At 66.2% G+C, this 12,528-nt stretch carries 12 protein-coding genes; 5 read left to right on the top strand and 7 right to left on the bottom strand.

Translation table 11 applies throughout. The annotated features are described in order from the left end of the window. Positions 1 to 76: 76 nt before the first annotated feature. Positions 77 to 1,093: a LacI family DNA-binding transcriptional regulator gene (locus tag RND78_RS11680; protein WP_312728918.1), complete on the bottom strand. Its 1,017-nt coding sequence runs from the start codon at positions 1,091 to 1,093 to the stop codon at positions 77 to 79. 185 nt (positions 1,094 to 1,278) lie between these two features. Between RND78_RS11680 and RND78_RS11675 the strand changes: the two genes are divergently transcribed. Further along, positions 1,279 to 1,812 (top strand): gluconokinase, encoded by a 534-nt coding sequence (locus RND78_RS11675; protein WP_312728917.1) that lies wholly within the window; start codon positions 1,279 to 1,281, stop codon positions 1,810 to 1,812. A 61-nt stretch (positions 1,813 to 1,873) separates the two neighbouring features. Continuing rightward, complete coding sequence (locus RND78_RS11670) at positions 1,874 to 3,226, top strand: GntP family permease (protein WP_312728915.1); 1,353 nt, start codon at positions 1,874 to 1,876, stop codon at positions 3,224 to 3,226. A 15-nt stretch (positions 3,227 to 3,241) separates the two neighbouring features. On the opposite strand, the gene RND78_RS11665 is transcribed toward RND78_RS11670, so the two are convergent. The 4 genes from RND78_RS11665 to RND78_RS11650 form a co-directional block, all read right to left on the bottom strand. Continuing rightward, positions 3,242 to 4,795, bottom strand: a complete 1,554-nt coding sequence (locus RND78_RS11665) for an alkaline phosphatase D family protein (RefSeq protein WP_312728913.1) — start codon at positions 4,793 to 4,795, stop codon at positions 3,242 to 3,244. Positions 4,796 to 4,858: 63 nt separating this feature from the next. Further along, positions 4,859 to 5,161 carry a putative quinol monooxygenase gene (locus RND78_RS11660; RefSeq protein ID WP_312728911.1) on the bottom strand — a complete coding sequence of 101 codons (303 nt, stop codon included), beginning with the start codon at positions 5,159 to 5,161 and terminating at the stop codon, positions 4,859 to 4,861. Positions 5,162 to 5,245: 84 nt separating this feature from the next. Further along, positions 5,246 to 5,647, bottom strand: a complete 402-nt coding sequence (locus RND78_RS11655) for an RcnB family protein (protein ID WP_312728910.1) — start codon at positions 5,645 to 5,647, stop codon at positions 5,246 to 5,248. A 259-nt stretch (positions 5,648 to 5,906) separates the two neighbouring features. Beyond that, the gene (locus RND78_RS11650) at positions 5,907 to 6,140 is read right to left on the bottom strand and encodes a hypothetical protein (protein ID WP_312728908.1); all 234 of its coding nucleotides are present in this window, start codon (positions 6,138 to 6,140) and stop codon (positions 5,907 to 5,909) included. Between the two features lie 173 nt (positions 6,141 to 6,313). Between RND78_RS11650 and RND78_RS11645 the strand changes: the two genes are divergently transcribed. The 3 genes from RND78_RS11645 (at position 6,314) to trmA (ending at position 10,477) form a co-directional block, all read left to right on the top strand. Next, positions 6,314 to 7,705, top strand: a complete 1,392-nt coding sequence (locus RND78_RS11645) for an MFS transporter (RefSeq protein WP_312728906.1) — start codon at positions 6,314 to 6,316, stop codon at positions 7,703 to 7,705. A 123-nt stretch (positions 7,706 to 7,828) separates the two neighbouring features. Then, positions 7,829 to 9,124, top strand: coding sequence for an NCS2 family permease (locus RND78_RS11640; protein ID WP_312728905.1), 1,296 nt, complete (start codon positions 7,829 to 7,831; stop codon positions 9,122 to 9,124). Between the two features lie 264 nt (positions 9,125 to 9,388). Beyond that, the gene (trmA, locus tag RND78_RS11635) at positions 9,389 to 10,477 is read left to right on the top strand and encodes a tRNA (uridine(54)-C5)-methyltransferase TrmA (protein WP_312728904.1); all 1,089 of its coding nucleotides are present in this window, start codon (positions 9,389 to 9,391) and stop codon (positions 10,475 to 10,477) included. 149 nt (positions 10,478 to 10,626) lie between these two features. Here trmA and RND78_RS11630 read toward each other — a convergent pair whose 3' ends face one another. Continuing rightward, positions 10,627 to 11,547: a Gfo/Idh/MocA family oxidoreductase gene (locus RND78_RS11630; protein ID WP_312728902.1), complete on the bottom strand. Its 921-nt coding sequence runs from the start codon at positions 11,545 to 11,547 to the stop codon at positions 10,627 to 10,629. 50 nt (positions 11,548 to 11,597) lie between these two features. Continuing rightward, positions 11,598 to 12,482 carry a putrescine utilization regulator PtrR gene (ptrR, locus tag RND78_RS11625; RefSeq protein WP_312729402.1) on the bottom strand — a complete coding sequence of 295 codons (885 nt, stop codon included), beginning with the start codon at positions 12,480 to 12,482 and terminating at the stop codon, positions 11,598 to 11,600. Positions 12,483 to 12,528: the final 46 nt, after the last annotated feature.

Here is a 12,528-nt window from a genome sequence, read left to right as displayed (position 1 = left end):
TGGGCCGCTCCTACGAAAGCATCCATCCCCGTAGGAGCGGCCCATGGCCGCGATAATCCAACGCTAGCTACTAGCCCTACACACTCTCCCGGCTCACCAATTCGAACCCCAGATCCACGCAACTCGGCTGGCTGCGGCCATCGAGCAGTCCCAGCAGCAGGGTCGCCGCCTGGCGCCCCACCGCGGCCCGCGGTGTCTGGATGGACGACAGCCGCGGCACCGTGTGCGCCGAGCCGGGCAGATCGTTGAAGCCGATCACCGATATCTGTCCGGGAATGGCGATGCCCAGCCGTTGCGCTTCGAACAGGGCGCCCTGGGCTAGGTCGTCGTTGCAGAAGAAAAGGCCATCGACATCCGGGCGCCGCGCCAGCAACTCGCGAAATTGCTGGGCACCCAGGCCCACGGACGAGGGCTGCGGGTCCAGCACGTCCAAGGCCGGGTCGTAGCAGCCCGCCTCGCGCAGCACCTCACGAAAGCCGTCGCCCCGGGCGAGGGCCCGGGGATCGAGCTGGGCGGCGACATAGCCGAGGCGCTTGCGCCCGCTGGCCAGCAGGTGGCGCGCCGCCGCGGCACCCGCGGCGCGCTGGGAAAAGCCGACGCTGGGCACCGTACCGGCGGAGTCCAGCTCCATCATGTGCACCCGGGGTACCCCACTGGCCGCCAGCAGCTGGCGGGCCGTCTCGGTGCGGTCGAAACCGGTCAGCAACAGGCCCCTGGGCTGGTAGGCCAGGTAGTTGCGGATCAACTTCTCCTCTTCCTCGGGATCGTAGTGATAGTTGCCGATCAGCACCTCCAGGCCCCGCGGTCGCAAGACCTCGTGGATGGCCTCCAGCGGCTCGATGAACAGGTGGTTGGAGAGCGACGGCACCAGCACCACCACCGAATGTCCCTGGGCCGAGGCCAGGGCGCGGGCGGCTGGATTGGTGACGTAGCCGAGCCGCGCGGCGGCGTCCTGGACGCGGGTCGCCAGCTCGGGCGCGACGGTGGCGACGCCGCGCAGAACGCGCGAGGCGGTGATGGGGGAAACACCGGCTTGCTGGGCCACCTCGGTCAGGGTGGGCCGACCGGAACTACGAGAACCCGTTCGCTTCATTGTTAGGATGTCAGGCTTGTCAGAGACGGAGAACGCGCCTAAGGTAGCGCTGTCTCACCAGACACTACAAGCCTGACGTGCGCTCCTGGAGCACGCGGGCATTCGGCCTAACAAGATCGACAAGACCTGGGAGCCGCTACCTTTTCGCCATTTTGGGGTAGCGCTATCTCAGACCGGAGGTGACGATGAACACTCCCATTCCCGCGCTGGTGGTCATGGGCGTCGCAGGCTGCGGCAAGAGCAGCGTCGGCGCTGCCATCGCCGAGCACGACGGTGGCCGCCTGATCGAAGGCGATGCCTTCCACCCCCCGACCAACATCGCCAAGATGAGCGCCGGCATCCCCCTCGACGACGCAGACCGTGCCGGCTGGCTGACCCGCCTGGGTGAAGAGCTGGCCGCCGCCGTGGCCGCCGGCGAACGCCCGGTGCTGACCTGTTCCGCGCTCAAGCGCCGCTATCGCGACCAACTGCGCCAAGCGGTACCGGGCCTCGGCTTCGTCTTCCTCGAACTGACCCGCGAAACCGCCGCCCAGCGCGTCGCCAATCGCCCGGGGCACTTCATGCCCGCCAGCCTGATCGACAGCCAGTTCGCCGCCCTCGAGGCACCGCACGGTGAAGCGACTACGCTGGTAGTGGACGCCCGCGATCCGCTGGCCGCCATCGGCGAACAGGTCTCGGCCTGGTGGAACACCTCGATCCGACTGGCTCAGCCGGCCTGACGAGACAGCGCTACCCAAGCAATTTCTCTAGCCCGCCCACAACAACAATAGGAGAGGCGCCATGTTCGGCATGGACCACAACAGCTTCCTTTTGCTCGACGCCCTGGTGACCATCATTGGCCTGGTGCTCCTGATCACCAAGTTCAAGGTCCATCCCTTCATCGCCCTGACCATCGCCTCCGGCTTTCTCGGCCTGACCTCCGGGATGCCGGTGGAAAAGGTCATGAAATCCTTCCAGGACGGCTTCGGCGGCGTACTCGGCTTCGTCGGCATCCTGCTCGGCCTGGGCACCATGCTCGGCAAGCTGATGGCCGACTCCGGCGGCGCCGACCAGATCGCCCAGACGCTGATCCGCGCCTTCGGCATCAAGCGCGTGCACTGGGCGATGATGTTCGCCGCCTTCCTGGTCGGCATCCCGCTGTTCTTCGAGATCGGCTTCGTGCTGCTGGCGCCCCTGGTGTTCATCGTCGCCCGCCGCACCGGGCTGTCACTGGTCAAGCTGGGCATCCCGCTGCTGGCCGGCCTCTCCGCCGTGCACGGCCTAGTGCCACCGCACCCGGGTCCGCTGCTGGCGGTCGGGGTATTCGGCGCCGACATCGGCAAGACCATCTTCTACGGCCTGATCGTCGGCCTGCCCACCGCCATGATCGCCGGACCGATCTTCGGCGCCTGGATCTCCCAGCGCATCCCCGGCTCGGCCAATCCCGAGCTGGTCGCCCAGATCGCCCAGGAGACCGACAACCGCAACCTGCCTGGCTTCGGCATTACCGTCTTCACCGTGCTGCTGCCGGTGATCCTGATGCTGCTCAAGGCCTTCGCCGACATCTTCTTCGCCGCCGACAATCACTTCCGCATCTGGATGGACTTCATCGGCCACCCCATCACCGCCCTGCTCGCCGCCCTGCTGCTGAGTTTCTACAGCTTCGGCACCGCCTGCGGCTTCTCCCGCGAAAAGATCGTCAAGCTGCTCGACCAGAGCCTGGCACCGGTGGCGGCCATCGTGCTGATCGTCGGTGCCGGCGGTGGCTTCAAGCAGATGCTGGTGGCCAGCGGCGTGGGTGACGTGATCGGCAACCTGGCGGTACAGACCCAGATCTCGCCAATCCTGCTGACCTGGCTGGTGGCGGCGGTGATCCGCGTGGCTACTGGCTCCGCCACCGTGGCGACCATTACCGGCGCCGGTATCGTCGCCCCCGTGGTGGCGCTGATTCCTGGCGTCAACAAGGAACTGCTGGTGCTGGCCGCCGGCGCCGGCTCGGTGATCCTTTCCCACGTCAACGACGCCGGCTTCTGGCTGGTGAAGCAGTACTTCAACATGACCGTGGCCGAGACCTTCAAGACCTGGTCGATGATGGAAACCATCCTCTCGGTGGTGGCCCTGGCCTTCATCATGCTGTTGTCGCTGTTCGTCTAAGTCCCGCCTGGAGCCTCAGGCAGGGACGGCCCCTGGCCGTCCCGCCTCCACCACGAAGCTCGCCTGGGTGCCACGTCCGGCATCCGGTCGCGTTCGATCACTGATGGTGCGCAGGTCCACCTGCAACCGCTCCCGCGTCAGCTCCAGGGCCAGGTAGCCGCGCTGCCGGCTGTCGAAGAAGCGCACCTGGGGATTCTCCGGCAACAGCGCCTGGAAGCGCCGGTAATCCGGTCCATCCGAGGTGATGGAAGTGCCGACGAATTCGCTAGCCACCACCGGGCTGGCCTCGTTCTCCGGCTCGCGGTGCAGATCCGTCACCCAGAACGAATGGATGTCCCCACCCAGGGTCACCGGATTGGCCAGGCGACTGTCGGCCATGGCCGCGAGCAGACGCTCGCGGGTGGCCGGATAGCCATCCCAGCCATCGGTCCAGCGTGCGGGATCGCCACTGGGCAGGCGTTGCCGCAGTGGCGCCAGCAGCAGGTCCTGCGCGATCAGGTTCCATTGGGTGGTGTTATGGCGAAAGCCGTCCATCAACCAGTCTTCCTGCGCCTGGCCGAGCATGCTGCGCGCGGCATCGCGCAGGCCCGGGCAGTCCGGCGCGACCAGATGGCCACCGCGGGTCCGGGGCGTCGCGCAGGCCGGCTGGCTGCGGTACTGGCGGCCATCGAGCAGGTGGATCTCGGCCAGATCGCCGAAGCGCCAGCGGTCGTAGAGGCGCGTTGCCGTGCCCTGGGTCCGCCAGGCCCGCAGCGGCGCATGCTCGCGAAAGGCCTGGTAGGCCCCCTGCCGCCGTGCGGCGAAGCCCGCCAGACTGACCTTGGGATCGGCCGACCAGGGACCGGAATAGTCGTTCTGCACCTCGTGATCGTCCCAGGTCAGCAGGCTGGTGACGTTGGCGTGCAGGTACTGCAGATCGGGATCGGTACGATACAGGGCATAGCGCCGCCGGTAGCTGGCCAGGTCGCGGGCCTCTGGCAGGCCATGTCGACGAGCTGCCGGCAGCAGCGGGGGCACGTTCGACTCATAGATATAGTCGCCGAGGAACAGCGCCAGATCCGGTTGTTCGTCGGCCATGTGCCGATAGGCACTGAAAAAGCCCTTCTCGTAGTGTGAGCAGGATGCGGCCACCAGCTTCAAGCGTTGCGGCGTACTGGCAGGCGCCGGCAGGGTGGTGGCACGGCCGATCCGGCTCTGGTGGCCCAGGGCGGTGAAGCGGTACCAGTAGGGCCGCCCCGCCGCCAGGCCCCTGAGGGTGACCGGCAGGCTGAACGCCGTGTGCGGGTGCGCCACCGCCGTCCCACGCTGCACCATCTGACGCAGGCCCGGGTCCAGGGCCACTTCCCACAGGGCCTCGACTGGACTGCGCAGGCCGCCCAGGCCGTCGACCGCCAGGGGATCGGGCGCCAGGCGGGTCCAGATCACGAAGCCATCGGCGCTCGGATCACCACTGGCGACGCCCAGGGTGAAGGGGTCCGGCAGTGACTCGCGGGCGCTGCAACCCGCGAACCAGGGAGCGCTCAGCCCCATGCCGAGCAGGCCGAGCGCCTGACGTCTCGAGGTATTCATCCAGGACTCCGGGCAAAGAGCCCCAGCATGGCGCAGGCGGGTGACAGGCGGATGTCGCTCGACTCAGGCCAGCGGCAGTTCTTCCAGGATCATGATCTGCGGCGGCTCGGTGAGCAGGCCGTCAAGATCGGCCAGCAGCTGCTTGAAGTGCGCGGTCTGCTCATGCTCAGCCAGGGCTTCGCGGCTGGCCCAGCGCTCGATGAAGACATAGCGACCGGGATGGCTGGGATCCTGGTGGGGGGTGTAGAAGTGGCAAGCCGCTTCGGCTCGCGAGGGGGCGACAATGGCGCGCAAGGCGCGCTCGACGGCCTCGGCCTGGCCCGGCTGAGCCTGCAGGATGGCGACTACGCGGATCTCGGTGGTCATGCTGTAACTCCTGATGGGTGCTTCAGCATGACGCCTTGGTACGATGAATGCCAGGGGTCGGGACTCGACACCTGGCTACCAGACTCAGGGCTTGGCCTTGACGATCTTGTCGATCACCGCGTTGCTGCGCTTGATCAGGACATAGTCCGCACCGATCTTCACCCACTGGCTGTCTTCGCCCGGTTGTTCGAGGCCGTGTTTCTTCCAATCCTTGAGCTCGTAGTCGTCGCGGACGTACTTGCGCGGCGCCCGGCCGCCCTCTTCCAACTCGAAGGTAGGATGGTCGGGGTCATGGGTCACCGCCTTGTCGCCCTGGTTGGCCTCCTTCTTGTTGACCTTGTTCTGGTACTGCGAGCTGGTGGGCTCCGAGGCTTCCTTGTTGGCATCGGGCTTTACCGGCGTGGTGGATTCAGCGGCCTGCACCTGCAAGGCGCCACCCAGCACGACGGTACCCAGCACCAGGGAGAGCAGCGATTGTTTGATCATGGGGGTGTTTCTCCTCTGCGTTCGAGGTTTTGACCCCGGGGTCAGGGGAAAAGCTCCACAGATACATACGGCCGCTGCGCCTTAGCGTCTGTTCAAAGTCTCGCGAGCCAGAGACAAACAAGGCGAGAATGGCTGAGGAAGCGAGTTTACGAGTGGTAAATGAGCATTCCGATCGGACTGGCGACCCAGCGGATTTTCAACGCAGCATGGCCGAGCGCAGGCCCTTTTCAGACAAGCCCTAGCTCACCTGGCAGTCCTCCTAGGTCCTCACCAGGGTGAGTACCAGGGGGCGCTGACGCGAGCGATGGGTGGAGAAGGCGTCCAGCGAACAGCTCAGGCGATAGGCCTGCTGAGTCAGACGCGAGGTCTCCTGGCGCAGAGTCAGGAAATTGAGTAGATAACGCTGGTGCTGCCGCTTGGCCTGGCTGCCGCGTTCGAGGAGGCGCCTGGCCTCCGCCATCACCATGATATGGCGGTCTATCAAGTCCTTCATGCAACGGCTCCCTCGTAACGATCACGACAATCGAACCTGATCCTCCTTCGACTGTAGCAGTTGGTCGAACAGGTGCTGGAAATTCACTGGTGTCATCCTGCCCCACCGGACTGGCGCGGTCGGTCATGCCTCAGGCAGAGTAACCCACCGCCCCAGGCCAAAGAAAAAGACTCATGGAACGCTGGAAGATTCTCGCCTGCCTGGTGAGCTTCACCTTCTTCATGGAAAACCTCGATGCCACCGTGATCGCCACGGCCTTGCCGCAGATGGCTCTGTCCTTCGGTCGTGATCCCGTGGACCTCAACCTCGGCATCAGCGCCTACCTGCTGGCCATCGCCGTGGGTATTCCGGTGAGCGGCTGGATCGCCGAGCGCTTCGGCCCCAGGCCGGTCTTTACCCTGGCTATTGGCCTCTTCACCCTGGCTTCCCTGCTCTGCGGGATGGCCCAGTCCCTGGAGCAGTTCATCGCCGCGCGCATCCTCCAGGGCATCGGTGGCGCCCTGATGGTGCCCGTGGGGCGTCTAGTGGTGCTGCAGGTGACGGAGAAGCACGAACTGGTGCGGGCCATCGCCCTCATCACCTGGCCCGGTCTGGTAGCGCCCGTGCTCGGCCCGCCCCTGGGCGGTCTGATCACCACCTATGCCGACTGGCGCTGGATCTTCTATCTCAATCTGCCGCTGGGCTTGATCGCCCTGCTGCTGGCCTGGCGCCTGGTACCGGCCGACATCCCTACCCAGCGCCATCCGCTGGACTGGCGCGGCTTCCTGCTGCTGGGTGGCGCCTGCATTGCCTTCATGTGGGGCGTAGAGCGCCTCGGCCAGAATCAGGGCAACCTGGGCAGCAACCTGGCCTGGATGGGGATCGGATTGATTCTTGGCACCAAAGCGGTGCGCCACATGGCCCGCATCGAACGCCCGCTGATCGATTTTGGCACACTACGCATCGCGACCTATCGCGCCTCCATCCTTGGCGGCGGACTGTTCCGCATCACCATTGCCACCGCGCCCTTCCTGCTGCCGCTGATGTTCCAGCTCTCTTTCGGCCTGGACGCCTTCCAGGCGGGCCTGCTGCTGCTGGCGCTGTTCGTCGGCAACCTGGCGGCCAAGCCCTTCACCACCGCCGCCATGCGCCGTTTCGGCCTGCGCCGCATCCTCACGGTGAACGGCCTGCTCAGTGCGCTCAGCCTGCTGGCCTGTGGCCTGCTCACCCCTGCCTGGCCGCTGCCGCTGATCATGCTCCTGCTGTTCGCCAGCGGGGTGTTCCGCTCGCTGCAGTTCACTGCCAGCAACGCCCTGGCCTTCGCCGATATCCCCAAGCCGCAAATGAGCCATGCCTCCACTCTCTTCAGCACCAATTTCCAGCTCGCCATGGGCCTCGGCGTGGCCGTTGCAGCCCTGCTGCTGCGCGCCTCGATGGAGTGGCACGGGCACCTCGATCCGCAGCTGACGGACTTTCGGCTAGCCTTTTGCATAGTGGCCGTGCTCGGCATCCTGAGCACCCTGGATGCCTTCCGCCTGGCCCGCAACGCAGGCGATTCGGTCAGCGGCCATGCCCCTGAAAGTTGACCAACCGGTCAGTGCTCGATCTGATGCCGATTTGGGGGTAGGACCTAGGTCTTACCCGTGTTAACCGAACTGTTATGATGCGCGCCGTTTTTTCCGATCAGACCGGCGCGTACGAGGCATCCCATGCTGGAAAGACTCTTCCAACTCAAGGCTCACAACACCTCTGTCCGCACCGAACTGCTGGCCGGGGTCACCACCTTCCTGGCCATGGCCTACATCCTGTTCGTCAACCCGAGCATCCTCGGCGCGACCGGCATGGACAAGGGTGCGATCTTCGTCGCCACCTGCCTGGCCGCGGCCATCGGCTCGGCGCTCATGGGCCTCATCGCCAACTATCCCATCGCCCTCGCCCCGGGCATGGGCCTCAACGCCTTCTTCACCTACACCGTGGTGCTGCACCTGGGGCATACCTGGCAGGTGGCCCTGGGCGCGGTGTTCCTCTCGGCGCTGATGTTCTTCCTGCTGTCGATCTTCCGCATCCGCGAATGGATCATCAACAGCATCCCCCTGCCACTGCGCTCCGGTATCGCCGCCGGCATCGGCCTGTTCCTGGCGTTGATCGCCCTGCAGACCGCCGGCATCGTGATAGGCAATCCGGCCACCCTGGTCGGCCTGGGCGACCTGTCTAAACCCGGTCCGCTGCTGGCCATCCTCGGCTTCTTCCTGATCGTGGTGCTGGAAGCCCGCAAGGTCACCGGCGCGGTGCTGATCGGCATCCTGGCAGTCACCGTCATCGCCATCGCCCTGGGCGTCACCGCCTTCGGTGGCCTGGTGTCCATGCCGCCGTCGCTGGCGCCGACCTTCCTGCAACTGGACATCAAGGGCGCCCTGGACGTCGGCCTGATCAGTGTCATCTTCGCCTTCCTGTTCGTCGACCTGTTCGACAACTCCGGCACCCTCATCGGCGTGGCCAAACGCGCCGGCCTGATGGGCAAGGACGGCCACCTGCCGAAGATGGGCCGCGCCCTGATCGCCGACAGCTCCGCCGCCATGTTCGGCTCGCTGCTGGGCACCTCCACCACCACCAGCTACATCGAGTCCGCCGCGGGTGTCTCCGCCGGTGGCCGGACCGGGCTCACCGCCGTGGTGGTCGCCGTGCTGTTCCTGCTGGCGCTGTTCTTCGCCCCCCTGGCTGGTAGCGTGCCGGCTTTCGCCACCGCCCCGGCGCTGTTCTTCATCGCCGTGCTGATGACCTCGGGCCTGGCCGAGATCGAATGGGACGACCTGACCACCGCCGCACCGGTACTGGTCACCGCCCTGGCCATGCCGCTGACCTATTCCATCGCCAACGGCATCGCCTTCGGTTTCATCACCTGGACCGTCATCAAGCTGCTCTCCGGCCGCACCCGCGAGCTGAATTCGGCGCTGATCGTGCTGTCGATCCTGTTCGTCATCAAGCTGGGCTGGTTCAACGCCTGACCCCATCCCCTCGGGACTTCGGCCCCGAGGTCTCCCCCGCCTTAGTGCCTGCGCAACGTCTGCCACGCGTTGGCCAAACGGCGTGGAAAAGGGCCGGGATGGCCAGCCCGGCCCAGGCGGTCCCGACGCAATGCTCATTCATTACTTGTAAACTCGCCCGCGTGCCCGCTCCTCTCGCTTTTTTTTGCGAGGCCGCCCAGGCCTTGTTTGTCTCTGGCTCGCGAGACGTCGAAAAGCCTCTTACCCCCTGCTTCGGATCTACCCATGTCCCAACCCTCCTTCGTTCCCGCCGACTACCAGGCTCAACTCGACGCCAAGGCCAATCGCCTGCGCGAACTGCTGGCGCCCTTCCAGGCTCCCGAGCCGGAAGTCTTCGCCTCGCCGCTGCAGCACTACCGGCTACGCGCCGAATTCCGCCTGTGGCGGGAAAACGAGGAGCGTCATTACGCCATGTTCGCCCCGGGCGACAAACACACGCCGATCCTCATCGAAGCCTTTCCCATCGCCAGCCAGCGCATCAACGACCTGATGCCCCGCCTCAAGGCCGGCTGGCAGGCCGACGTGGCGCTGTCGTTCAAGCTGTTCCAGGTGGAATTCCTCACCACCCTGGCCGGCGATGCCCTGATCACCCTAGCCTACCACCGCCCGCTGGACACCGCCTGGCAAGCCGCCGCCGAGCACCTGGCGGCCGACCTCGGCGTCAGCCTGATCGGCCGCTCCCGCGGCCAGCGCCTGGTGATCGGTCGCGACCATGTGATCGAAGAGCTGCAGGTGGCAGGGAAGACCTATAGCTATCTGCAACCGGAAGGTGGTTTTACCCAGCCCAATGGCACGGTCAACCAGAAGATGCTGACCTGGGCGCATACCGCCCTGGGCGAGCGCGAGGACGACCTGCTGGAGCTGTATTGCGGCAACGGCAACTTCACCCTGCCGCTGGCCAGCCGGGTGCGCCAGGTGCTGGCCACCGAAGTGAGCAAGACCTCGGTCAATGCCGCCCTGCACAACCTGGCCAGCAATGGCGTGGACAACGTCACCCTGGCCCGGCTCTCCGCCGAGGAACTGACCCAGGCACTCAACGAGGTCCGTCCCTTCCGCCGCCTGGCCGGCGTGGATCTGAAGAGCTACGGCTTCGGTACCGTCTTCGTCGACCCGCCTCGCGCCGGCATGGACCCGGATACCTGCGAGCTGACCCGTCGGTTCGAACGCATCCTCTACATCTCCTGCAACCCGGAGACCCTGGCCGAGAACATCGCCCAGTTGCACGACACCCACCGCATCACCCGCTGCGCCCTGTTCGACCAGTTCCCCTGGACGCACCACATGGAGAGCGGGGTGTTGCTGGAACGGCGGTGAAGCTGGGCTTGAAGTCCCCTCTCCCCCTGGGAGAGGGCTAGGGTGAGGGAGGCCGCGACTCCGCGTGGAAAAGGCTGCGCCGTTTTCCACCCTACACCGGAGCTGAGCGCCCCCTCTCTCTCCGGGAGAGGGGCGGGGTGAAGGTCGCCCTACTCGTGAAACTCCGCCACCGTCTCGCGCCGGCCATAGAGGAAGGCGTCGGCCACGTGACGCAGCGGTGCCACGTCCACGTCGGAGCGATTCCCGGCCACCAGCTCGGCGAAGCGGGCGTAGAGGCCGGCGTATTCCTGGTCTGGTCCCTGGTGGGTCAGCTGGCCGTCCAGGTACAGCTCGCTACCGCCCTTGCTCAGGGTCAGGCGACCGGCGTCGGTATCGACGTGGATGTCCCAGGTCTGGGGCCCGGTCTGCAGGAAGTCGAAGTCGGCGGCGATGGGCACCCCGGCGCTATCGACGAAGGCCAGTTGCGCCGCCACCGGGGTCTGGCAGTTGGCCGGCACCTGCAGACTCGCCTCCTTGAGGAAGAACGGCCGCGGCAGGATAGCGGTCGCGATGGACAGGGCATTGATGCCCGGATCGAAGACGCCCATGCCGCCCGGCTCCCAGATCCAGGCCTGGCCGGGATGCCAGACGCGTACGTCTTCCTTCCACTCGATACGCACCGCCTGGATGCGCTTGCCTTCCAGCCATTCCCGCGCCGGCTGCACGCCCTGGGCATGGCGCGAATGCCAGGTGGCGAACAGCGACAGCCCCGCCGCCTCGGCCTGGCGCGCCAGGGCCTCCACCTCGCTCAGAGTCGCGCCCGGCGGCTTTTCCAGCATCACGTGCTTGCCTGCGGCCAGGGCCTCGCGGGCCTGTTCGTAGCGCACGGCGGCCGGGGCACAGAGGGATACGGCATCGATGGCCGGACCCTCTTCGAGCAGGGCGCTCAGGCTGGGATAGTGGGCGACGCCGTCGAGCTGGGCGTTGCGGCTGGCCACGGCAACCAGCTCGTAGTCGGGATTGCTCTGGAGCGCCGGCAGATGCTGGTCACGGGCGATCTTGCCCAAACCGACGATGGCTATTCTTATCATGATCGTCCTCGGTAGACGTTAGGAGTCCGCCGCCTAGGATCAGGCAATCATCACACCAAAGCAACAGCTTCGCGGGCAGTCTGCAGGCTCTCGTGCAACGCCAGCCAACTGCGCAGATTGGCGCCTTCGCGGCCCTTGCGCCACATCAGCCAGGTGGTGGCCCGGGTGAAACGCGCCTCGATCTCGTGACGCTGCACCCGCTCGCGGCCGGGCAGGCTGTCGAGCATGGACTCCGGCATCAGCGCCACGCCGCCGGTGATCACGCAGGCCAGCATGCTGTGGTAGGACTCGATCTCCATCACCGGTCCGCTGGGCACCCCGGCGGCGGCGTACCAGGTATCCAGGTAGCGGCGATAGGAACAGCCGGCGCGAAAGCCGAAGACCGGCCGCCCCGCCACGTCGGCCGGCGAGCGTACCGGACCGTGTTCCAGCCCGGTGATCAGCACCAGGTGCTCCTCGAACCAGGGCTGGCCCTCCAGCGCCGCATCGGGCGCCGGGCCGTCCACCAGGGCGGCGTCCAGGCGACCGGCCAGCAGGCCCTCCACCAGCTCCCCGCTGGGTCCGCTGTGCACCTGCAGATTCACCTTGGGATGACGCTGGTGATAGCGCGCCAGCAGCCCTGGCAGATGGATGGCTGCGGTGCTGAACATGGAGCCGAGCACGAAGGTACCGGCCGGCTCGCCATCCTGCACCGCGCTGCGCGCCTCGTCGGCGAGCGCGAACAGCCGGTGGGCGTAGTCCAACAGGCGGTGGCCAGCGGCCGTCAGGTGCAGCCGCTGACGCTCGCGCAGGAACAGTTCTACACCGAGCTTTTCTTCCAGCTGGCGCAGGCGCGTGGAGAGATTGGACGGTACCCGGTTGAGGCGCTCGGCGGCCCGTACCAGGGAACCTTCCTCGGCCACCGCCTGGAAGATGCGTAGCTCGGCGAACTCCATGACTACCACCCTTTCTGTTTGGCTGAACATCTATTTCTTTATTATT

This window comes from Pseudomonas oryzihabitans (assembly GCF_032027545.1).
Taxonomy (GTDB): Bacteria; Pseudomonadota; Gammaproteobacteria; order Pseudomonadales; family Pseudomonadaceae; genus Chryseomonas; species Chryseomonas oryzihabitans_F.
Note: the sequence above shows the minus strand (reverse complement) of the source record. Positions and strands in the feature narration are given on the sequence as shown.

What these genes read in the sequence shown, in the direction of transcription:
- RND78_RS11675 (WP_312728917.1), top strand. Translation starts at nt 1,279, where the DNA reads ATGAACACTCCCATTCCCGCGCTGGTGGTCATGGGCGTCGCAGGCTGC.
- RND78_RS11680 (WP_312728918.1), bottom strand. Translation starts at nt 1,093, where the DNA reads ATGAAGCGAACGGGTTCTCGTAGTTCCGGTCGGCCCACCCTGACCGAG.
- RND78_RS11650 (WP_312728908.1), bottom strand. Translation starts at nt 6,140, where the DNA reads ATGAAGGACTTGATAGACCGCCATATCATGGTGATGGCGGAGGCCAGG.
- trmA (WP_312728904.1), top strand. Translation starts at nt 9,389, where the DNA reads ATGTCCCAACCCTCCTTCGTTCCCGCCGACTACCAGGCTCAACTCGAC.
- RND78_RS11670 (WP_312728915.1), top strand. Translation starts at nt 1,874, where the DNA reads ATGTTCGGCATGGACCACAACAGCTTCCTTTTGCTCGACGCCCTGGTG.
- ptrR (WP_312729402.1), bottom strand. Translation starts at nt 12,482, where the DNA reads ATGGAGTTCGCCGAGCTACGCATCTTCCAGGCGGTGGCCGAGGAAGGT.
- RND78_RS11630 (WP_312728902.1), bottom strand. Translation starts at nt 11,547, where the DNA reads ATGATAAGAATAGCCATCGTCGGTTTGGGCAAGATCGCCCGTGACCAG.
- RND78_RS11655 (WP_312728910.1), bottom strand. Translation starts at nt 5,647, where the DNA reads ATGATCAAACAATCGCTGCTCTCCCTGGTGCTGGGTACCGTCGTGCTG.
- RND78_RS11665 (WP_312728913.1), bottom strand. Translation starts at nt 4,795, where the DNA reads ATGAATACCTCGAGACGTCAGGCGCTCGGCCTGCTCGGCATGGGGCTG.
- RND78_RS11645 (WP_312728906.1), top strand. Translation starts at nt 6,314, where the DNA reads ATGGAACGCTGGAAGATTCTCGCCTGCCTGGTGAGCTTCACCTTCTTC.
- RND78_RS11660 (WP_312728911.1), bottom strand. Translation starts at nt 5,161, where the DNA reads ATGACCACCGAGATCCGCGTAGTCGCCATCCTGCAGGCTCAGCCGGGC.
- RND78_RS11640 (WP_312728905.1), top strand. Translation starts at nt 7,829, where the DNA reads ATGCTGGAAAGACTCTTCCAACTCAAGGCTCACAACACCTCTGTCCGC.